Raw genomic sequence first — 23,306 nt, forward strand, 5'->3', positions numbered from 1 at the left:
GCCCCATGAAGTCCACCACGAGTAGGGCGTCACGCATGCGGCGCTCGACCACGGCGGATCAGATCAAGCAGCTCATCCTGACGCGCGGGCTCACCCCGGGCGACCCGCTGCCTACGGAGGCGGAGCTCTGCGACGAGCTCGACGTCTCGCGATCCTCCGTGCGTGAGGCCATCCGCACCCTCTCGACCCTCGACATCGTCGACGTGCGTCACGGCCACGGCACGTACGTCGGACCGATGTCGCTGGATCCGATGGTGGAGGCCCTCGTCTTCCGCGGGGTGCTGTCGCCGGAGGGGTCGCTGCAGGCGCTGCGCGAGGTCGTCGAGGTGCGCCTGGCGCTGGACCTCTCGATGGCCGAACGCATCGTGGAGGCGGCCAAGGCGGATGATGACCCCGAGCTCGACGCGCTGGTCGCCGACATGGTCGACAAGGCCGAGCGCGGCGAGCATTTCCTCGAGGAGGACCGCGCCTTCCACACCCGCCTGTTCGGCACGATCGGGAACCGCCTGGTCGGGCAGCTCGTCGGCGCCTTCTGGGATGTCCACACGGCGGTGCTCCCCCAGCTGGGGATCCCGCAGCCCGATGACATCCACAAGACGGCGAAGGCGCACGGCGACATGCTCGAAGCGGCGCGCTCCGGCGACGTCGACCGGTATCGCCGGGCTGTCGTCGAGCACTACGAGCCGTTGCAGCGCGTGCTCGCGAGTGCCGCGGGCGACGCTCAGGGCTGATCGGTGCGACTCCCACTGCCCGGGGAGGAGACGGGTGCGATCGCGACCGTCGCCGACACGAGGCCCGAGAGGCGGTCGGGGACCGGGACGGGCGCCAGCACCACGGGGCGACGCTCCGGGTGATCGAAGCGCCGCACCGCACCGTCGAGGACCTCGACCAGGAGCGGATCGATCGCCAGGCCGAAGCCCACGGCCTTGAGCACGGCCTCCTTGGCGGTGAAGACGCGTGCGGCGTCGGCGATCGACGCCACGCGTGCCCGCTCCTGCGGGGTGAGAGCCATGGACAGCACGTCGTCGCCGTCCACGAAGGCGGAGTGCTGCTCGACATCGATCCCCACCTCCGCCCCCTCGCAGAAGGCGACGGCCACGAACGTCCCGCTGTGCGAGATCGACACGTCGGGCCATTGCGTGCCCTCGAATCCGCGCCCCGGCTCCCCGGACAGGACCGGCTTCCACTCCCCCGCCGCCGTGAACCGCCGCGTGAAGCGGGCGGCGCCCAGCGGGACTCCCCGCACTTCCCGAAGTCGACGGTGCACCATGACCCGCCCCGTGACGAAACGGCGGGCATCGCCCTCACGCCGGAACGCGGCGAGGCGGACACGGTCGTCGTGCGTGAGCGGGAGCCAGGACGGCGGATCCGCATCCTCCAGCCGATCGACGAGCTCGACCTCGGCCACCAGGCGGCGGGGCGGGGCTTCGGTCCGCGCATCGCCGGGGACGCGGGCATCGCCGGGCACGAGGAACGGGATGTCGAGAGGCGGGATGTCGAGGAGGGGGGACGAGGTCATCCCGTCGCCTCGCGCACGACGGAGGTGATGTCCGTGACGGTGCCCTCGCGAACCTCCAGCACGCGGTCGAGCCGGGCGAGAGTGGACTCCCGATGGGCGACGACGACGACGGTCCTGCCCTGCGCGAGTCGATCGAGCGCAGCCTCGACGAGTCCGGCGGTCTCCGGATCCACGTCGGACGTCGCCTCGTCCAGCACGATCACGCGGCTCTCCAGCAGGGCGATCCTGGCGAGCCCGACCAACTGCCGCTGACCGGCGGAGAGAGATCCGTCCGCTCCGACGGCCGTATCGAGTCCCTCCGGAAGCGCGTCGACCCACCGGGACAGGCCGAGGGTGGCGAACGCCCCCCGCAGGTCCGCGTCATTCGCGGAGGGTGCCGCGAGACGCAGCTCCTCGGCGATGGTGCCGGTGCCGAGCTGCACCTCCTGCGGCACGAAGGCGACGCGGAGCGCGCGCTCCGCGGGGGCGAGCGCTACGAGATCGGCATCGCCGCAGCGCACCGTGCCCCTGATCGGGGCGTACAGCCCGGCGATGACCAGTGCCAGCGTCGACTTGCCCGCTCCGGAGCGGCCGGCCAGACCGTAGCGCAGGCCGCTCTCCAGGTGCAGACTGACCCCGCGCAGCACGGGCTCGCCGCCGTAGTCGAACCAGACGTCGCGCATCTCGATCCCCCCGTCGGATCCCGCCGCGTCAGCAGGTGCGGTGTCACCGTGGCGAGCATCGCGACCGCCCACGCCGACGGGAGTGTCCGAGCCGGTCGCGCGGAGGAGGTCGTGCGCGCGCGCCGCACCCGTCGCCGCCTCCTCCACTGCCCCGACGAGGGCGACCAGGTCGGCGAAACCGGAGAACAGGGTCACGCTCGCCAGCAGGAACGTGACCACGACCCCCACGGAGACCGCACCCGCGCCCACCATCGGCACCCCGACGACGATGAGTGCCGCGAGCGTCACGCCCTCGATGAGCGACATCGCGCTGATCCAGCGGCCGAGGACCACCGTGCGCATCTGGGCATGGACGGCAGCGGCGTTGACCTCGGCCGAGCGCTCGTCCAATCGGCGCCGCGTGACCGGCGGAGCATCGGCGATCAGCGTCCGCGCCCGCACGCTCTCCGCGAGCTCCGCCACGACGTCCGCCTCAGCCGCCGCCTCCGCACCGTAGGCGTGAGCGGCCCCGGAACGGAACCGGTGCATCACGAACAGCGCCGGGGGGAGGAAGACGACGACGAGGACGAGCGTCAGCACCCAGGACTGGAATGCGAGCACGGTCACCAGCAGGACGACGGTCGACCCAGTCACGAGAAGCGCGGTCGACGACTCGCGCACGAAGGCGGAGAGCGCGGCGATCTCGGCCGTGCCACGTTGGAGCAGCTCGCCGTGTCGATGCCGTTCGACGAATCGCAAGGCCACGGTGGTCAGCTGCGCCGCGATTTGATCCCGCACATCGCGCACGAGGAACTCCCCGCCGCGGGCCAGTCGACTCCTGCCCACCGCCGAGAGCACGAGCTGGAGCAGAGCGAGCCCCACGCCGATCCCCGCGAAGGCCAGGGCCGCCGCACGCTCACCGCGCAGCAGCGCGTCGGTCACCCGGCCGACCACCACCGGGGCCAGCGTGGCGGCGAGGCTCGCTCCGACACCGAAGACGATCGCGCTGACGAGCAGGAAGCCGTGCGGGCGCGCGAACCGCAACGCTGCACGCACGACCCCGCGCCGCGGAGGCGTGGCGACGAGCCGATCGGGGTTCGCTGCCCGAACCCGCCCGCCGGTGGCATCTGTCGCTGCCGCCGTCGCTGCCGCCGTCGCTGCCGCTGTTGCCGTTGCTGCTGCGCGGTTCATGCCGACACCTCGGTGCGCGCGGGAAGACGCAGCACCGCGTCCGCCGCGTCGAGGATCGCGCCATGCCCGGCCACCACCACGATCCGCTCTCTCGCCACCGCCGTGATCGCCGCGATGATGCGGGCACCCGTCGTCGCATCGACAGCGGAGGTGACGTCATCGAGGAGCAGCACGGCGGGCTCGACCACGAGCGCCCTGGCGAGGGCGAGCCGCTGCACCTGTCCTCCCGAGAGCTCTCCTCCGCCCTCACCGACCGAGGCGTCCAGCGCGTCGACCGATCGCGAGGCGAGTTCGGTGTCGAGGCCGACCGTCGCGAGCGCACGCCGGTAGCGCGCGTCGTCGGCATCGCCGTCTTCCGTGGCCGCACCGAGCGCGAGGTTCTCCCGCACGGTCCCGTTCAGCACGAGGGGGCGCTGGGGGACGAGATGCACCCCGCCGACGGGTCCCGTCGGCGGGGCACCGTCCACGAGCACGCGGCCCGCGTGGGGGGCTTCGATCCCGGCCATCACCCGCAGCAGGGTCGACTTGCCGCTTCCGGTCGGCCCGCTGAGGCCGATCAGACGACCCGGCTCGAGCGTGAGCGCGATCGGCTCCCCCTCAGGGAAGATCCGGAGCTCGTCCAGCACGATACGCCGAGCCGAGGTCCCACCCGCTACGGCCGTCTGGGCGTCCAGGACCGGCTGCAGCCGTGCCGCGCCCACACGCGCGTCCGCGCTCTGCGTCCACCGCTGGAGCCCGACCTGCACCGCGATCCCGACGGTCGCCATCCACCCGCTGAACGTCACGAGACCACCGACCGTGAGGCGTCCGTCGAGAACCGCGAACACGGCGACGACCACGCCGACCGCGGTGGCCACGGCGGGGATCCCCTCGCCCAGGGCCGTCCATCGGGCGAGGATGCCCCCGGCCCGCACGGTGCGTTCGGAGAGGTCGGCCGAAAGTCGTGCATGGCGCTCGACCACCGTGTTCTCCATCCCCGCCCCGCGCACGGTGACGGCGCTGCGCAGCAGATGATCGACCGCATCCGCCCGCCGGCCGTGGGCCTCGGCGGCATGCATCGACGCGCGTTCGAATCGCCGGGGGTACACGACCGCGAGCACGATCAGACACGGCACCGTGGCGCCCGCGACCACCAGGAGCCAGGGGTCCAGCGACGCGAGCCCCGGCACGAGCACCCCGACCGTGACCGCGATCACGACCCAGGTGGGGAGGCCGTGCACCCAGACCCGGACCAGATCGACATCCCGTCCCGCGCGGATCACCAGATCGCCGGTGCCGCCCGATGCGCGCCCCGAGTCGGCGATCGCGCACGTGCGCAGGCGTGTACGCAGGAGCACCCCTGTCCTCGCATCGGCGAGGTTGGCGAAATGGTCCCACACGCACATCCCGAGGAACTGCGCGACCCCGGCTGCGAGCACGACCGCTGCCCACCATGCCGCTGCACCGAGGTCTCCCCCGATCACACCGTCGTCGATCGCGAACCGGAGCACGAAGGGCGCAGCCAGGAAGCCGGCCTGACGAACGACGGCACCGGCCATCGACAGCGCGAGCGGTCCACGCACGCTCCACGCCGCCCTGCGGAGCAGTCGCCCCCGTTCGGCCGACCGGACCGGATGGGCCTGGGTGCCGCCCGCGGGTCGACGACTCATCTGCCCCTCTCCAGACGGCGCGAGATGGCCGGTCCGATCCGCTCCCACGCGACGGGAGCGACGATCCCGGCATGGTCCACGTCCAGCACGGAGCATTCCGCGCGCTCTCCGAGTCGCACACCCCAGCCCGTCGACGCGGGCTCTTCCCGTCCCGCGACGAACAGGAGCGTCGGCACGTCGGTGACGGGCGAGACGGACGCGGCCATGAGTCCTGAGGCCCACGCGTGGCTGGCGACGATCGCATCGACCGTGGCACGGTCGTCGAGCCCGAGCACACCGCGCGAGGCGCGGATCGCCTCCTTGAGGTGCGGATAGTCTCCGGTCCCGTCCCGAAGCTCCGCGAAGAAGGCGGTCTGCTCGGCGCGCACCGCGGCCTCGTCGTCCGAGCCGAACACCTCGGCAGAGAAGGAAGCTCCCTGCTCCCCGGACAACGGCGCCGGGTCGAGGAGGGCGAGCAGGTCGACCTCCTCCCCCTCGGCGACCAGCCGAGCGGCGATCGCGTGGGCGACGTTGCCGCCGAAGGAGTACCCCACCAGCCGATACGGACCGTGCGGTGCGATCTCCCTGATGCGCGCGAGGTACTCCAGCGCGAGCTCGTCCACGTCGCGCGCCCCACTCTCGCGACCGGAGAGCAGCGGAGCCTGGAGCCCGATCACGCCCGTACCGGCGGGGAGGAAGCGGACCAGCGGCGCGAACTGCCAGGCGAAGCCACCGGCAGGATGCACGCAGAACAGCGGTGGCGCGTCCGTCGTCGGCTCGCGGAGCGCGAGCACCGGCGCGAGACCGGCATCCCTCGCAGGATCGCCGATCGCGGCGGCCAGAGCACGCACGGTCGGTGCGGCCATCACGGTCCCGACCGGAACCCGCACTCCCAGCTCCTCGCCCAGCTGGGCCACGACCCGCATCGCCAGGAGGGAGTGGCCGCCGAGGTCGAAGAAGCCCTCGTCCCGGTGCCCGACGGCCACGCCGAGGACTCTCGTGAAGACGGCGGCGACGAGCCGTTCCGCCCGCCCCTGCGGAGGTTCGCCGCCGCCAGAGCCACGCGGTGCGGGAAGGGCGTCCCTGTCCACCTTGCCGTTGACCGTGAGTGGGATCACCGGGACGACGGCGAACAGGGACGGCATGGCGTAGGGAGGCAGGATGCCGGACAGGTGCGCCCGCAGCCCGTCGATGAACGCCTGTTCCGCTTCACCGGGATCGCCGGCGTCGGGCGAGAGGTGCGCGCCGGGTGCGACGACCACATGCACCCGGAGAACGCCGCCCGTGGCGCCGCCGACCGACGCGGCGGCCTGCACGATGTCGGGGTGGCTCTCCGCCGCCTTCTCGATCTCGGCGAGCTCGATGCGGTAGCCGCGGACCTTTACCTGACCGTCGTCGCGTCCGCGATACTCGATCCCGCCGTCCTGTCTGCGGTGCACCCGATCGCCCGTCCGATAGAGACGGTCGCCCGGTGCACCGAAGGGATCGGCGACGAAGCGTGCGGCGGTCAGTGCCGTCTGCCGGTCGTAGCCGCGAGCGAGGCCGTCGCCCGAGAGGTACAGCTCCCCCGTCCCTCCCGGCGGCACCTCGCGCAGCCCCGAGTCGAGCACGTAGGCGCGCGCTCCGAGGATGGGCCGCCCCAGGCAGGGCTCGGCACTCGAAGCCAGGTCGGCGCCGAGCGCGTTGATCGTGAACTCCGTCGGACCGTAGAGGTCGTACCCCGCCGTGTGCGGATGGTCGCGGAGGGTCGTCCACAGCTCGGCTGGTACGGCTTCCCCACCGAGCAGGACCAGCGCCGGCGGCCGCCCGTCGAGAAGCCCCGCGCGCAGCAGTTCCCGCGCGAAGGAGGGCGTGACGTTCACGACGTCGATGCCCACTCGCCCGTAGTGCGCCACGAGGGTCTCGACGTCGAGACGGCTCTCCTCGTCGACGATGTGCACCTCGTGACCGTCCAGCAGCCAGAACAGCTCCTCCCACGACATGTCGAACGAGAACGACACGGTGTGCGCGATCCGCAGCGGCGAGCGCCCTGCACGGGCGATGGTCGGCCGGAAGATCGCCTCGAGGTGGTTGTCGTACATCGTCATGAGCCCGCGGTGCGGCACGACCACACCCTTCGGCTCGCCCGTCGAGCCCGAGGTGAAGATCGTGTATGCGGCGTGGTTCGGTGTGAGCCGCGGCGGGGTGAAGCGGGCCTCCGTCCCTTCGTGCACGGCGTCAGAAGCGCCGGGGAGCTCCCGTCGCGGTATGCCGGCGGGCCCCTCGTCCGCCGTGTCGGCGGCCCCCGGGGAGACGACCACGAGCTCCGCTCCCGCACGGTCGGCGAGACGACGTCGACGCTCGACGGGGTGGGCGAGATCCAACGGCAGGTACGCCCGGCCTGCCCGGAGCACGCCGAAGATCGCCGCGACGTGCTCGATCGTGCGTGGCAGCTCCAGCGCGACCACCGACCCAGGGCCGCGAGTGCCGTCAACGACGAGTGCGGCGATCCGGTCGACCTCCCGCTGCAGACGCGCGAACGTCCAGGAGGCCGCGGAGCCGCGCGCGTCCCGCCCGACCAGTGCCGTCCGGTCGGGGTGACGGGCTGCTGCGGTGGCGAGCAGATCGGCGACCGTGTCGTGATCGGCACCGTGTCTGGCGGTCGGTGCCACGGTGGTCGCCTCGGCATTGACCCGTTCGATCGCCGGGCGGTCATCCGGCACCGCGATGGGGATCCGTGCGACAGGAGCGCCCGTATCGGCGGCGAGAGCGCCGAGCACGGCGAGGTACCGATCGAGATAGCGCTCCGCGCGACCGACGTCCACCACATCGGGACGGTAGGCGAGCGCCACCTCGAGGCGCTCGCCGGGATTGACCGTCATCGCGAGGCTGTAGTGCGTGCCGTCGTGGGCCTCCGCCTCGGATATGCCGTGCCGGAGGAACGTCTCGGACTGCACGGCCTCGTCGACGGGGAGATTGCGGAAGACGTAGAGGGTGTCGAAGAGGACGGCCTGACCGGACGCCTGCTGCACGTAGCTCAGGCCGACGTGGTGGGCGTGCATCACCTCGGACTGCGCGGCCATGTGCGATCGCAGCTCTTCCGTCAGCTGACGCCCGGGATGGATGCGCACCCGCACCGGAACCGTGTTCATCAGCAGGCCGACCATCCGGTCCACGTGCGCGACCTCTGCCGGTCTGCCCGAGACCGTCGTCCCGAACACCACGTCATCCTGTCCCGTGATACCGCGGAGCACGTGCGCCCAGGCGTAGCCGAGGACGGTGGAGAGGGTGACGGATGAGCGCCTGGCCAGCGCCGAGAGCCCGCGGGAGAGCGCGGCGTCGAGCACGGCCGTGACCGACTCGGAGAGCACCGGGGGTGCGGCGATCGACCGGGGTTCGACGAGGGTCGGACCGGGGAGTCCGGCGAGGGCCGATCTCCAGGCGTCGATCCCGGCGGCCCGGTCCTGCTCGCCGACCCAGTCGAGGTACGCGGAGTAGTCGGCTGTCGGCGGCAGTCCCTCGTCCGAGACGGGCCCCGGGACGGCGAGCGCGCGGTCGTAGAGCTCGAACAGGTCTTCCAGGAGCAGGGTCTGCGACCAGCCGTCGGTGAGGATGTGGTGATGCACGAGGCTCACCATCGCGTGCGCGGGACCGAGCCGCACCAGGACGAGTCGGATGAGCGGGGGCGCGGCCAGATCGAACCCCTCGTCGACCTGGGCTTGCGTGAGACGCTCCAGCTCCCCCTGCTGCTCCGTGTCCGACCGACCCCGCAGGTCGAGTTCCGCGAAGGGCATCGCGGTCGGAGGGACGATCACCGAGATCGGGTTCCCGCTCCCGTCGTCGACGAACCCCGCGCGCAGGCTCGCGTGGCGGCGGAGCAGGGCATCGCCGGCTCGGCGCAGCGCGTCGGCGTCGACCTCTGACCGGAGCGTGATCTTGTGCTGGACGACGTACACGTCGACACCGTCCGCTGCCGCGCCCAGACGCGTGTGCACATAGAGTCCCTCCTGCAACGGCCCCAGAGGCAGCACGGCCTCCCACCCGGGGAAGCGGCGATCGAGGTCGGCACGCTCCTGCTCGTCGAGCACGACCGCGCCGGCCTGCCCTGCGCTGCTCCGGTCGTCCTCCGCATCCACGGCCGGACGGCCGGCATCGGTCGCGCGTGCGACGAGCGCCGAGACGGTGCGGGCGTCGAAGACGGCGCCGAGCGTGACGATCGCCCCCGTCCGCCGCGCGAGCGCGACGAACCGGATCGCCGAGATGCTGTCGAGTCCCGCGGCGAAGAGGTCGTCCGCGGCACCCACCTCCGCCCCGAGGATCTCGCGCGCCGCGGCGAGCAGGCGAGGGCCGACCCCGGTGTCCCCGACGGGTGATTCCGCGCCGGATGTGCCGGTGCCGGATGTGTCGGTGCCGGATGTGTCGGTGCCGGACGTGTCGGTCCCGGCCGCCGGAGCCGACCTCGTCGAACGGATCATCCGCAGCGCCTCTGCCCGGTCGAGCTTGCCGTTCACGGTGGTCGGGAGCTCCTCCACGACGACGACCGCGACCGGCCGCTGCGCCTCCGGCAGGAGGGCGGCAGCGGCGGCGAGAAGATCATCGGCGCGGGGCGGTCGTCCCTCGCTCGGCTTCGCACGGACGAGGGCGACGAGAGCCGGACTCGGATCCTCGTCCAGCACGACGGCCGCCGCCGCCACGCCGGGAAGCGCCTCGAGCACCGCCTGCGTCTCACCGGGCTCCACCCGCATGCCGCGGATCTTCACCTGATCGTCGACGCGCCCCCGGTGCACGAGCCCTGCGGGCGTGCGTTCGACGAGGTCTCCTGTGCGATAGAGCCGCTCCCCGGAACCACTCGGGTCGGCGATGAAGCGCTCGGCCGTCACAGCCAGGCGACCGAGGTACCCGAGCGCGAGCTGTGCGCCGCTGAGGTAGAGCTCACCCACCCCGCCGGGCTCCACCGGACGCAGGAGCCGGTCCAGCACGCGCAGCCGCGTGCCGGGAGTCGCTCGTCCGATCGGGGCGCTCGACCCCGTCGCTCCCTCGGCATGATCCCCGGCGGTGACGTCGATCGCCGCCTCCGCCGGACCGTAGAGATTGTGCACGGGGGCTTCGGCGAGCGCCGCGGCCCTTTCCGCGAGGGCAGACGGCAGGGACTCGCCGCTGCAGAGGATGCGGGTGATGCTCGACCACTCCGGCCGAGGCACCAGGTCGAGGTAGGCGGACAGCATCGAGGGCACGAAATGCAGGGTCGTGATCGCCTCGGCCGCGATGAGGGCATCCAGCGCCTCGGGATCGCGGTGTGCGGCAGGAGGAGCGAGCACCAGCCGGGCTCCGGTGACGAGAGGCAGGACCAGCTCCCAGACGGAGACGTCGAAGGAGAGCGGCGTCTTGTGCAGGATCACATCGCCCTCGTCGATCCGATAGCGATCGCGCATCCACGCGAGCCGCACGGCGAGCCCCCCTCGGGTGTTCACGCATCCCTTCGGGCGTCCCGTCGTTCCGGAGGTGAAGACGAGGTACGCCGGCGCGTCGGAACGGCGACGCGCAGCCGCGTCTGCTGCTGTCGATTCAGGCGCTGTGGATGCAGCGAGTGTGGATCCAGCTGCCGCAGCCACGCGCAGCTCGCGCACGGAACCGGCGCCGAGCGCGGCGTCCGTCACCGGGGCGGAGGAAGCCCCCGTGGCTCCCAGCTCTTCCGCGAGGGGCTCCATCCCCGGCGCGATGTACAGTGTCGTCGCTCCGGAATCGGCGAGAGCGACACGTCGGCCCTCCACAGGAAGCTCTGGGTCCAGTGCGACGAACGGGCGTGCTGCGCGGAGCGCCGCGAGCACGCCGATGACGAGAGCGGACGACCGCGGCGCGAGCAGGGCGACAGGACCGACTCCCGCACCGAAGACGCGCGCGAGCTGGTCGGCAGCCGCGTGCAGCGCCGCTGTCGTGATGCGCTGCTTCCCCGCCACGAGCGCGATGCGATCGCCCTGAGCGTCCCGGGCCGCGTCGAGGAGCGCGTCCAGGTCCGCATCCGGAACCGGTCCGCCGTCCAGCTCGTCGCCGGCGTCTTCGGCACCGCTCTGCGTCGGCAGCGGGATCCTCGCCACACGCACCGAGGGTTCCGCGATGACGGCATCGAGCACGGCATCGACCAGATCGAGCACGGTCTCCCCGCCGCATCGCGCGCCCGTCCGGGTGGCGACCTCCAACCGGACCGTGTCGCCGATCTCGACCAGGAGGGCGAGCGGGTAGTGCACCTCGTCACGTGCCCACATGCCCGCCACCCGCAGACCGCCGCTCGCGCTCACCCAGTCCGAGACCGCATCCGGATAGTTCTCGACGACGAGCAGGCTGTCGAAGAGCGGGACGATCCCCTGAGACGACTGCACCGTGCGGAGATCGGCGCTGGGGGCCGCGGCGAGCACGCCCTGCGTACGGTGGGCGCGCTGGACGACCTCCGACGCGAGGTCGCCGGGTCGCACACGCACCCGGAACGGCAACGTGTTGCCGAGCAGGCCGATGATCCGCTCCGCTCCGGGGATGCCCACGCCGCGACCGGACACGGTGAAGCCGAAGACCACGTCATCACGGTCGACGATGTGACCGAGGACGATGCCCCAGGCGGCGCTCACCACGGCAGCCGGCGAGACGCCGAGGGAGCGGGCCCTGGAACGCAGCGCCTCACCGTCGTGTCGGTGCCGCACCTTCCGCACGGGGGAATCATCGACGCCCGAAACGGCTCCTTCCGAGGCGCCTCCATCCGAGACGATCGTCGCCTCCGTGACGCCGTCCAGCAGTCCGGTGACGAGCGCGCCGTCGGTCGGGTCGGGCTCCTCCGGGGCGACCACATCGAGGTAGTCGACGAAGTGCGCCTCCGACTCTGGCGGGGTCTCGCCGGTCGCCCGACTCAGGATCTCCTCGAGCAGCAGGGGGATCGACCAGCCGTCGAGCAGCAGGTGGTGCGCGGTCACGAGCAGCACCGCGCGAGCCGCTGTCACACGCAGCAGGGCGACCCGGATCAGCGGCGGCCGCTGCGGATCGAAGCCGCGCTCCCATTCGGTTGCGGCGAACGCCTGCACCGGCGCGGTGATCGACGCCTGTCCGCGCGCAGATCCTGCGGCCTCCGGCAGATCGACGACGGTGACATCGGGTTCGACGCGCTCCGGCACGAACTGCACCGGATCGCCGTCGGAACCCGCGAAGAAGCCGACCCGGAGGTTCTCGTGCGCGGCGAGGACCTCCGCGACGGCCGACCGCACCGCTTGGGGCGAGAGCTCACCCTCGACCTCGACGGCGGCCTGCAGCAGGTACGTGGGAGACGCCCCGGTCTCCCGCTCCCACAGCGAGTGGAAGAGCAGACCGTGCTGGAGCGGGGTGAGCGGCCAGACGTCGAGGACAGCGGCCGTCGATGCGGAAACGGTCGACGGGGAAGCGGTCGAGGGGGAAGCGGTCGTGCTCACGGGGTCTCCTCCAGGAGTCGTTCGATGCTGCTGAGGTCACGCGGGGCCAGGCGGGCGCGAGTCCGTCTGACGGCACGGGGTGCGGGCGACTCGGCGTCTGCCGAAGGCACGGCGGCGGCGGCGAGGCCGGCCAGCCTCTCGTGCGCGAACACCTGACCCGGGGTGATCGTGAAGCCCCGGGCGCGGACCAGCGCGACCAGGCGGATCGAGGAGATGCTGTCGCCGCCGAGCTCGAAGAAGGCCTCATCGGGCGAGACGCGGGAGAGGCCGAGAACCTCGGCGACCGCATCGACGACCGCGCGCTCCGCGTCGTTCTCCGCAGCGCGGCCCGTCGCGACCACCGCCACCGGATCGGGGAGTGCTCCGCGATCGATCTTCCCGTTCAGGGTGAGCGGGATGGCATCCAGCACGGTGACGATGCGGGGCACGGATGCGGCCGGGGACGTGGCAGCGACGGCATCGCGCACGGCGGCTCCGTCGAGGTCCACACCCTCCTCTGGCGCCACGTATCCGAGCAGCCGAGCGCGGCCGGTCTGATCCGGGCGGACGACGGCCGCCGCCCGGTGCACGCCGTCGACGCCGCGCAACGCGGCTTCGATCTCGCCGAGTTCGAGGCGGTGACCGTCGACCTTCACCTGGTCGTCGACGCGGCGGAGGAAGCGCAGAGCACCCGAGGGTTCTCTGCGGACGAGGTCGCCGGTGCGGTACATCCTCGACCCCGGTTCGCCCGAGGGGTCGGCGACGAAGCGGTCGGCCGTGAGATCGGGACGGTCCCGATACCCGCGGGCGAGCTGAGGGCCGGCGAGGTAGAGCTCTCCCGCGACGCCGAACGGCACGGGTCGCAGCGCGTCGTCGAGGACGAGCGCGCCCACTCCCGCGAACGGTCGGCCGATCGGCACCGTCGCCGCTTCCTCGTCCGCCGCTTGCAGCCTCGCACCCAGAGCCCACACGGTCGCCTCGGTGGGACCGTAGACGACACGTGCCGCGCGACACGACGCACGCAGCCCACGCGCCAGGTCCGCCGGAACGGCTTCGCCTCCGACCAGCGCGGTCACCGCACGCCAGGCATCCGGCTGCTCCTCCAGCAGCGGCCGCCACAGCGACGGCGTCGCCTGCACCAGGGTGCACGCCTCGCCCGTCGCGAGCGCCGCCAGACGCTGTGGGTCGCGGACATCGCTCCGACTCGCGATCACGACCGCCGCGCCGCTGATCAGTGGAACGAACAGCTCGAGGGCTGCGATGTCGAACGACACCGTCGTGACCGCGAGCAGGCGGTCCGCCGAGGTCAGGGCGAGAACGGATCGTTCGTGGGAGAGGAAGGCATCGAGAGCCGCGCGCGGGACGACCACCCCCTTGGGGCGTCCGGTCGATCCCGACGTGTAGATCACGTATGCGGCGCTCTCCGGCAACACCGGCGTGCCGCGCACGACCGCAGCCGCGGCGTACACGCCACCGGACACGGGGGCGACGGACCGGACGGACAGCTCGTCCCGTCCTCTGCCCGCACCCCGTGTGCTCTCGTCGACGAGCACGAGCGCCGGGTCGGCGTCGTCGAGCATCAATCGCAGTCGGGCATCGGGGTAGTCCACGTCCAGCGGGACGTAGGCGGCACCCGCGGCGAGAACGCCGATGAGGGCGGACAGGAGCGCCGGGGTCCGCCCCACCGCGACGGCCACGCGGTCCTCCGGCCCGATCCCGCGCGCACGGAGCTCGCCGGCGATTCCTGCGGCGTGCGCGAGCAGGGCGGCATAGTCCCACGTCTCCGCGTCTCCCCGCACGGCGACGGCCGATGGCGCCTCCAGTGCTCGAGCAGCGAGCGCGTCGAGGACCGGCGTGAAGCGGTACGTCTCCCGCTCCTCGGGGACGCGCACCGGCTCATCGGGCAGACGGGAGTCGATCGTGCAGACGGGTGCCGTCGGCTGATCGAGCAGCCGACCGATCCACAGCACGAGACGCCGGGCCAGACGCTCGACGCTCGACCTGTCGAACAGGTCGGCAGCGGCGACGAGCGTGAGAGCACCGTCGGAATCGTCCGGTCCGTGCCCCTCACCGGGATCCCGGTACCGGATCGCGAGGTCGAACCGCGCGGCGTCGACGAGCCCGCTGCGCTCGACGGCCGGTCCCGCCGGCAGCTGGAGAGCACCTTGATCCCGTTCCTCGACGGCGACCATGGTCTGGAACAGCGGATGCCGGGCGAGGGAGCGCCGCGGCGCACAGGCATCCACGATCTCCTCGAACGGCACCCCGACGTCGTCGAGAGCGTCGAGCAGGGAATCGCGCGCACGGTCGACCATCTTGGGGAACGCCGCATCGCCGGAGACGTCGATCCGCAGCGGCAGCGTGTTGACCAGGTAGCCGACCGTCCGCTCGAACCGCGCGTCGCGCGTCGTGGCAGGGGTGCCGAGCACGATGTCGGTACCCGCCCCCAGGGCCCGGAACAGGGTCGCGACGGCGGCATGCAGCACCATGAGACGGGTCGCGCCGTGTGCGGTCGCGAAGGCGTCGAGCGCCGCGACGGTCGCCGGGGGGACAGCGGTCTCGACGGTCTCCGCGCGGTATCCGGCCTGCTCCGGACGGGGGCGGTCCGTCGGCAGGTCGAGCTCGACGGGGATGCCCCGCAGACGCTCGCGCCAGCGCCCCACCGCTGCGGTCTCGGCGGCCGACTCGACGATGGCGAACGCACCGAAGGGCACCGAGGCCGCGGGCGCACGATCGGCGAGCAGCGCCGAGAGGTCCTCGCGGATCACCCGGAACGAGGTCTCGTCCACCGCGATGTGGTGCGCGGCGATCACGAATACGTCCCCCTCGGGATGGCGCAGCAGCGCGGAGCGAACAGGCGGGGCGGCGAACACGTCGAAGACGCGTCCCTCCTCCGCCGCGACGGCCACGTCACGGGGTCCGTCGACGTCGACCACTGCGAACGAGGGAGGGGGATCGGCGAGCACCTCGGCCCGGAAGCGGCCGTCCGCCCGGCGATAGACCGTGCGCAGCACAGGGTGGTGGACGACGAGCGCATCCCAGGCCCGCTGCAGGTCATCCGCGTTCGTGCCCACCGGCACGTCGTACGACACCGGTACCGTGTAGGTCGCGCTCGGGCCCTCCAGCTCCGCGAGGAACAGCAGCCTCCGCTGCGCTGCCGAGACCGGGATCATCCCCGCGTCGATGGGTTCCGGCGACGACGGTGGCGCGGTGTCGATCGTCGCTTCCCTTGCACGCGCCGCGATCCGATGGAGCACGCGCTCCTCCAGGACGTCGCGCACGCTGAGCAGGTAGCCGGTGCGACGCATCGCCCCGAGCACGCGCAGCGCGGTCAGGGAGTGACCGCCCAGCGCGAAGAAGTCGTCGTCGACCGAGATCTCGGGCCCGCCGATCACGGAGAGCACGGCGGCGACCAGAGCGTGCTCCGCAGGCGTGGTCGCTGCCACGACGTCCCTGGTCGGGTCCTCGCCGGGGGCGGCGAGCGCGAGAGCGCGGACCGCCACCCGGTCGATCTTCCCGCTCACGGAGACCGGGAGCGCATCGACCACGACGATGCGGGCAGGCACCGCCGCAGCTGGCAGGAGAGCCGCCAGTTCCGTCCGCAGCCGCATGCTCGTCGGAGCAGCGCCTTCGACAGTCGTGACGGCGGCGGCGGTGACGGCGGCGAGGAGGCGCGCGCCCACCGGGCCGTCGGCGTCGAGGGCCACCGCGGCCTGCGACACTCCGTCCAGGCTCCGGAGCGCAGCCTCGACCTCGCCGAGCTCGATCCGATTGCCTGCGACCTTCACCTGATCGTCGAGCCGCCCGTGGTACTCGACGCGTCCCGCACCGTCCACGCGCACGAGATCGCCCGTCCGGTAGCGGCGGGAGCCATCGGGCGCGGCGACGAAGCGCGACGCCGTGAGGCCGGGTCGCCCCAGGTAGCCCCTGGCGAGCTGTCCTCCCTCGAGGTACAGCTCTCCCCTGGTGCCCGGGGCGACGGGACGCAGCCAGGCATCCCGCACCACGGCTCGCGCGCCGGGCACCGGCGTGCCGATCAGCGGTTCCGTGCTCTCCGCCACGACGGCGCCGAGCGCATCGACCGTCGCCTCGGTGGGTCCGTAGAGGTTGAGGGTCCTGGTCGTGGCCGACCGCTCACGCAGCGCCGACCAGAGCGCAGTGCTGACCGCCTCGCCGCCCAGCAGCACTTCAGGAAGCGGCCGAGCTCCGTCGAACAGCCCCTCCTCGACCAGCTGCTCCGCCAGCACGGGAGCGACGTCGATGACGTCCGCCGCGCACGCTCGGGCGGTGAACAGGGCGGGGTCCCGACGCTCCTCGTCGTCGAGGAGGATCAGCTCGTGCCCGGCGAACAGCCAGTGGAGCTGGATGAGCGAGGTGTCGAATGCGAAGGATGCGGAGTGCACCGCGACGATCCGGTCCCTCCCCTCCTCAGCCGTCATCCGCGCGACGAGTTCGGCATGACGCCCCGAACGCAGACCCTCGAAGTGGGTGTCGAGGGCGTCTCTGGTCAGCACCACGCCCTTCGGTCGTCCGGTGGACCCTGAGGTGAAGATCACGTAGGCCGCCGCGGCGCCCGGTACCGACCGCGGCGCGAGCGTCACCGGCAAGATGTCCGCCGGGTCGACGACAGCGATGTCCGCTTCCGCGGCGAGCTCCGCCGCCGTGCTCCCCCGCGGGGCGAGCACGAGAGTCGGGCATGCTTCGGCGAACACCTCGCGCACGCGCTCGCGTGGGGAGGACTCGTCGATCGGGAGGTATGCGGAACCGGCAGCCAGGGTGCCGATGATCCCGGCGACCGCCTCGACACCGCGGGGTACCGCGAGGGCGACGATGTGCTCCGGTCCGACTCCCGCGCGCTCCAGAGCCGCCTGGAACCCGCCGGCCACGTCGGCGAGCTCGCCCGCGCTGACGACCCGATCGCGGAAGCGCAGGGCGGTGGCATCCGGAGCGTTCGCCGCGGCGGCGCGGAACGAGGCGAGCACGGCGGGGGCGCCGTCGTCCGCACGCGGCGCACGCTCCGGGTCCGGCCCGATGAGCGCCCCTTCGCCGCTCGCGACGGGCAGCTCCGCAGGTGCGATGCCCAGGTCCTCGGAGAGCCTGTGCAGGATCAGCGCGAACTCCGCGGCGAGAGCGGCGGCACGCTCATCGGAGATGCGAACCGGATCGTGCTCGAGCGCGATCCGGAGCCCCTCTCCCGGGAGCACGGTGATCCCGACCGCGTAGTGCGTCGCTCCGGCGGCCTGCACCTCGCCGACCCGGAGGCGGTCCTGGCCGGTCGCGACCGGCGAGGGGTAGTTCTCGACCACCACCAACGAGTCGAAGAGGGTTCCGACCCCCGTGAGGGACTCGATGTCGGACAGCGGCAGCGCCTCGTGATCCTGCAGACCGGCGCGCTCCTGCTGCAGCTCGGCGAGCTGAGCCGAGAACGCGATGCCCGGACGCAGGCGGAGTCGGACCGGGACCGTCACCGAGAGGAGCCCGACCACGCGATCCACACCCTCGACGGCCGTGGCGCGTCCGGCGGTCGTCATGCCGACGACCACGTCGGTGCGCCCCGCGGCGCGGCCGGCGACGTGCGCCCAGGCGCCGACCACGACGGTGCCGGCCGTGAGCCCCGCGCTCCGTGCGGCCGCCAGCAGCCGCTCGCCGACCAGGGGATCCAACGGAACCGGGATGGTGCGCGTCGCGGACCGTGGGGTGGACATCGCCGTCGTGTCATCGTCTTTCGGCGTCGCGGGAGCGACGAGCGTGGGGCCGTCGAGGCCGGCGAGGTGCGCGGCCCATGCGTCGCGCGCCGGTGCCTGGTCCTCCGCCTGCTGGGCGACGAGGGTGCGACGGAGATCTCCCCACCCGTCCGCCACGCTCTGCCCTGCCGCGGCGGCGACGACGCGTTCGATGAGCAGCGGCGTGGACCACCCGTCGATCACGAGATGATGCGCCCCGAGCACGAGCACGGCGCTGGAGCGCCCGCTGCGAACCACATGGGCATGCAGGAGCGGAGGGCGGGATACATCGCTCGTGCGTGCGAGTTCCGCGGCGACGAGGTCGGCGACCCGCGTCTCGGCGCGGGCGGCGAGCACGGAGTCGTCCCCCGTGTGGTCGTCCTCGTGGATCATGACGTCGACCTCGGGCTCCCGAGGGACCAGCTGCACGGGACGGTCGGTGAGATCCGCGACGAACGCGGCGCCGAGCTGGGGGTGCGCCCGCACCACCGAGCGCACGGCCTCGGCGATCGTCTCCAACGCCAGCGGTTCCGTGGCATCGGCGCGCGGGTTCGTCAGCGGGATGGTCGTGACGGTCGAGTAGACGTCGTCCGTGCCGTCGCGGAGCGCGTGGAACAGCAGCCCCTCCTGCAGCGCTGTGAGCGGAGCGATGTCGCGAAGCGGGCCTCTGTCCGCCTCGATCCGCTCGATCGTCCCGAGGTCGAGGCCGGGGAGCGCGGCCTCGGCAGGGATGAGGGTCGCCGCGGGTCCCGCTCCGGGCGCGGCCAGCTGATCGGCGAGATCGACCAGCCCTTCGAGGGCACGGTCCCACGCCGCGAGCAGCACCGGAAGCCGCTCGGCCAGCGCCGGCGCCACGGTCCATTCGACCTCGAGCCCACGATCGTCCGGCGCGACGAACACCGCGACCTCGATCGCGTGGCCGATCCTGAGCCGATCCGGGTGATGCACGGTGAACGGGCGCTCTCCGCGCAGGCCCACCGTGGGCCGCTCCCCCTCGGCGGAGCGCGTCGCCTCGCCGAAGCGTCCCAGGTAGTTGAGCAGCACACCCGGCACGGCCGCATCCGCCACCGCGCCCGCACCGTAGCCGTCATGCGGCACCTCCGCCCTGGCGTGACGCACGGCGCGGATGGCGCAGGTCAGACGCTCGGCCGCTGCGAGCCCGCGCGCGGGCAGGTCGACCGCCACGGGGAACTCGGTCGTGAACCAGCCGATGCCGTCGGCGAGCTCCTCCCCGTCGTCCAGGGGTTCGCGACCATGGGTCTCCCACTCCACGAGCAGCGTGCCCTCGGCCTCCGCCCAGTCCTGCAGGGCCACGGCGAGCGCGGCGACGAGGACCGCATCCGGGCGTGCCTCCAGACCCGCCGGGATCCGGTCGAGCACGGCCGCCGCGATCCGGGCATCCCCCACCCGCCAGAGACGGAGCGCCGTCGAGGACTCGGGGCCGGGGATCGGATGCGGGAAGACCGCGCACGAGCGGTCGGCGACACGACGCCAATGGGATTCCTCGACCGGATCGAGGCGGCGTTCCTCCAGGGCCAGCGCCCGACGGCGCCAGGCCGACTCCGGTGCCGTCGGGAGAACGCGCCCGTCGAGTAGACGAGCGAGTTCGTCGACGAGGATGCGCCAGGAGATGCCGTCGATCACGAGATGGTGCGCCACGAGGACGAGCACCCCATCGGCCGGCAGGAACCCGGCTGACACCATCCGCCCCTCGGTCGGAGCCAGTGCCCCACGCATGCGGGGCAGCAGATCGGCCACGTCGGTGCCCTCGAACAGCGGGATGGGCGTGGGGGCGACGGGTATCTCGGCGTGCCAGTCTCCGCCCGAGTCCTCCCGGACGACGAGGGAGAGCACCGGATGCCGCGCGACGAGGCCGGCGAGTGCGGCCGTCACCCCCGCGGTGTCGACACCCGGCACGCGGATCTCGACACTCTGCGCATAGTCGCGCACGTCCTCGAGCGACGGGGCGAGCGCCTGCAGCGCGCGCACCACCGGCGGCAGGGGCACGGGGCCGGTCGCGGCGACGACGGTCAGGGAGTGCGCGCCGGCATCGGCATCGAGCGGACGCAGAAGCGGGGCGAGCCCCTGCGCGGTGCGGGCGGCGAACACCTCGCGCGGTCGGACGATCCACCCGGCGCGCCGGAGCGCGGCCGTGATCGCGATCACCGAGATGCTGTCACCACCGAGCATGATGACGTCGGCGTCGGCCGGCACCTCCTCGAGCCCGAGCACGTCGGCGATTGCGCGGCACACCGTGCGCTCCCGGTCGTTCGAGGGCGCGATCCCGGTGATGGCGCTCCGCACGGGATCCGGGAGGGCGGCGACGTCGAGCTTGCCGTGCGCCGTCTGCGGCAGTCCGTCCAGCACGACGACGCCGTGCGGCACGAGATGATCGGGCAGCAGGTTTCGCAGGGCGGAGAGCAGGGCTTCGGGGTCGAGAACTACGGTGTCGAGGGCGTCCGCGGCGTCCGTCGATCCGACGGGGACGGCGTACGCGAGGAGTCGCGCCGACGCCCCGGTCCCGCGGACGATGGCCTCGGCGCGGGCCACGTGCGGGAGGGAGGCGAGGGCGGAGCGCACTTCGCCGAGTTCCACGCGGTGTCCGCGGACCTTCACCTGATCGTCGCGGCGACCTCGGGTGGAGAGCAGCCCGTCCTCCTCGACGCGCACGACATCGCCGGTGAGGTAGATGCGGCCACCGCCTCCGCGGGGGTCAGCCACGAAACGGGAGGCGGTGAGTCCCGGCATCCCGAGGTAGCCGCGCGCGAGGTGCGGTCCTGCGAGCGCGAGCTCGCCCGAGACCCCGACGGGAACGGGGTGGAGCGCGGAGTCGAGCACGAGTGCGTCGGTGCCGGCGAGCGCCCGACCGATGCGCGGCTCCGGTCCCTCGACGACGGCGCCGAGGGCGTCGACCGTGGCCTCGGTGGGGCCGTAGAAGTTGTGGGCATGGACGGGCCCGTCGGCCAGCCGCCGCCACAGCTCGGGGGATGCGGCCTCGCCGCCGATGAGCAGGAGGGCCGGCGTGTGCGCGGTCTCCAGCAGACCGGAGTCCACGAGGGCGGAGGCGAAGGTCGGGGTCACGTCGAGAGCATCGATCTGCAGGCGATCGACCGCCTCCACGATCTCGCGGGCATCGCGGCGGTCCTCTTCGTCGAACACGACCAGCTCGTGGCCCAGCAGGAGCCAGAGCAGCTGCTCCCAGGAGGAGTCGAAGGCGAACGATGCGGTGTGCGCGGCGCGGAGCCTCCGTCCGGCATGGGCAGCGATGGGCCGGAAGAGCGTGTCCGCGTGATGCGCGAGGAAGAACGCGAGCGAACCGCGGCCGACGCCGACACCCTTCGGGGTGCCGGTCGATCCCGAAGTGTAGGTGACCGAGGCGAGAGCCCCGGATGCCGGCACCGGGAAGACGGCATCGACCCGAGCGGCCGGCAGCTCCGCCGTTCCGTCCTCGCCGAGCACGAGCGCACGCGGGTGTGCGGCGGCGGGCGATCCGTCGAGTGCGACCACGAGTCGCGGGTCCGCATGCCGGAGCACGAAGGCGATCCGCTCGTCCGGGTAGGCGAGATCGACCGGTGCGACGGCGGCGCCGGCTTCGAGCACCGCGAAGATCGTGACGACCAGATCGATGCCGCGCGGCAGAGCGATCGCGACGACGTCGTCGGTGCCGATGCCCCGGGAGACGAGCACGGCGGCGAGCGCACGCACCCGCGCCTGCAGCTGTGCGAAGGTCACCGCATCATCTCCCGCACGGATCGCGACCGCTTCCGGATCGGCCGCGACGGCACGCGCGAGCGCCTCGGAGATGTCGACGAGCGGATACCCGCCGTCCGGTAGGGGCTCCGAACCCGACGCACCGCTGTCACCGTCCGCGAGTGCGGCCGCGCGGCCGAGCGGTCGCGTGGGCTCGGCGGCGATCCGGGCGAGGAATCCCGCATACCGTCCGGCGATCCGGTCCGCCTCCGTCGGCGAGTACACGTCGGGGTTGACCTCCAGTCGCAGACGCACACCGCCGTCCGCCGCGGGAATGATCGTGAGGTCGACGTCGTCGACGGGACCTGCGGCGACGGTGCTGACGGTTCCCACCGCCGCGGCGAAGTCGAGCACCGGGGTGTACGGCTTGATGTTCACGCCCGGTCCGCGCAGCAGTGAGGGCATGCCGCGTTCCTGAGAGATCTCTTCTCCTCTGGTCCGTTGAGCACGCCGGAGCACCCCGAGGTCGGAGCTCACGCGCAGGGCCACGGCGAGCAGGGAGTCGGCGGGATCGACCCGCACCGGGAGGGGGAGCACACTCACCGACATGGACGGCGTGCGGGCCGCGACACCGGTCGCGCGTGCGGCAAAGGGCACGCCGAGCACGAGACGGGGCACGCCGGCAGCCCTTCCCGCGAACGCGGCGAAGGCGGCGACGTGCACGTCCGCCCAGGTGAGACGCCGGTCGGATCCTGCGACGGCCCCGAGGTCGGCGGCCGTCTGCGCCGAGACGGGCACGTCGACCGTATGGGCTCGCCGCACAGCCGGAGCAACACCTCCGGAGAGCGTAGGGACATCCGCATCCTCCACGACCACGGCCGCGTCGAGCAGGCTCCGCACCGATGCCCGATCGGAGTCCGCAACGGCCGATTCCGCATAGGCACGTTCTTCGTCGCGCAATGAGGAGGAGCGCGCGAACCCGACGCCCAGAGGGCCTGCGCCGACGAGCACGCGATACCGCTCGGCCACCCGATGCGCGATGAGCGAGATCGAGTAGCCGTCGAGGAGAGCATGGTGCGAGCGCAGCAGCCACACCACGTGATCCGCTGCGGTGCGCACGATCACCTGTCCGACCAGCGAATCCGCGTCCAGCCCCCCGCGCCCGCGTGCCAGCTCGCGGGCGAACAGCGCCTCCGCTGCGGCCTCCGGATCGGGTCGGTCCGCGACGTCATGCACCTCGATCCGCACGGGTGCATCGCTGCGCACCCGGCACGGGGCACCATCGTCCCCGATCACGATCCGGTCTCCCAGCGTGTCCGCCTCGGCGATCGTGGCGCGGATCGCCTCGGCCAGCATCGCCGTCGAGACATCGCCGGCGATGTCCACCCGGTCGGCGACGACGAAGACGTCGGAGTCCGGGTCCAGCAGCTGCGCGTCGACGATGCTGCGCTCGGCGGCGCTCAGCAGCCGGTCGTCGGACGGGGGGACGGGGGAGGTCGTGGTCATCG

6 protein-coding genes are annotated in these 23,306 nt (G+C 72.6%); 1 reads left to right on the plus strand and 5 read right to left on the minus strand.

Translation table 11 applies throughout. The features are described 5' to 3' along the window. Window positions 1–5 precede the first annotated feature (5 nt). Window positions 6–731, plus strand: a complete 726-nt coding sequence (locus ABRP18_RS17365) for a FadR/GntR family transcriptional regulator (protein ID WP_046748580.1) — start codon at window positions 6–8, stop codon at window positions 729–731. Here ABRP18_RS17365 and ABRP18_RS17370 read toward each other — a convergent pair. From ABRP18_RS17370 to ABRP18_RS17390, 5 genes are read right to left on the minus strand one after another with little or no spacing between them, the layout of a single operon-like run. Continuing rightward, window positions 722–1,519, minus strand: a complete 798-nt coding sequence (locus tag ABRP18_RS17370; RefSeq protein WP_113680635.1) for a 4'-phosphopantetheinyl transferase superfamily protein — start codon at window positions 1,517–1,519, stop codon at window positions 722–724. The two genes, ABRP18_RS17365 and ABRP18_RS17370, sit on opposite strands and share 10 nt — an antisense overlap. Then, the gene (locus ABRP18_RS17375; protein ID WP_349885115.1) at window positions 1,516–3,351 is read right to left on the minus strand and encodes an ABC transporter ATP-binding protein; all 1,836 of its coding nucleotides are present in this window, start codon (window positions 3,349–3,351) and stop codon (window positions 1,516–1,518) included. Before ABRP18_RS17375 ends, ABRP18_RS17370 begins: the two co-directional genes overlap by 4 nt. Further along, window positions 3,348–5,000, minus strand: coding sequence for an ABC transporter ATP-binding protein (locus ABRP18_RS17380; protein WP_349885116.1), 1,653 nt, complete (start codon window positions 4,998–5,000; stop codon window positions 3,348–3,350). The genes ABRP18_RS17375 and ABRP18_RS17380 overlap by 4 nt, the downstream gene beginning before the upstream one ends. Beyond that, a complete protein-coding gene (locus ABRP18_RS17385; protein WP_349885117.1) occupies window positions 4,997–12,406 on the minus strand; it encodes an amino acid adenylation domain-containing protein in 7,410 nt (2,469 codons plus the stop codon). Before ABRP18_RS17385 ends, ABRP18_RS17380 begins: the two co-directional genes overlap by 4 nt. Beyond that, window positions 12,403–23,304, minus strand: coding sequence for an amino acid adenylation domain-containing protein (locus ABRP18_RS17390; protein WP_349885119.1), 10,902 nt, complete (start codon window positions 23,302–23,304; stop codon window positions 12,403–12,405). The genes ABRP18_RS17385 and ABRP18_RS17390 overlap by 4 nt, the downstream gene beginning before the upstream one ends. Window positions 23,305–23,306 lie beyond the last annotated feature (2 nt).

The sequence above is a fragment of the Microbacterium sp. WHRI 7836 genome, assembly GCF_040223885.2.
Lineage (GTDB): Bacteria > Actinomycetota > Actinomycetes > Actinomycetales > Microbacteriaceae > Microbacterium > Microbacterium oxydans.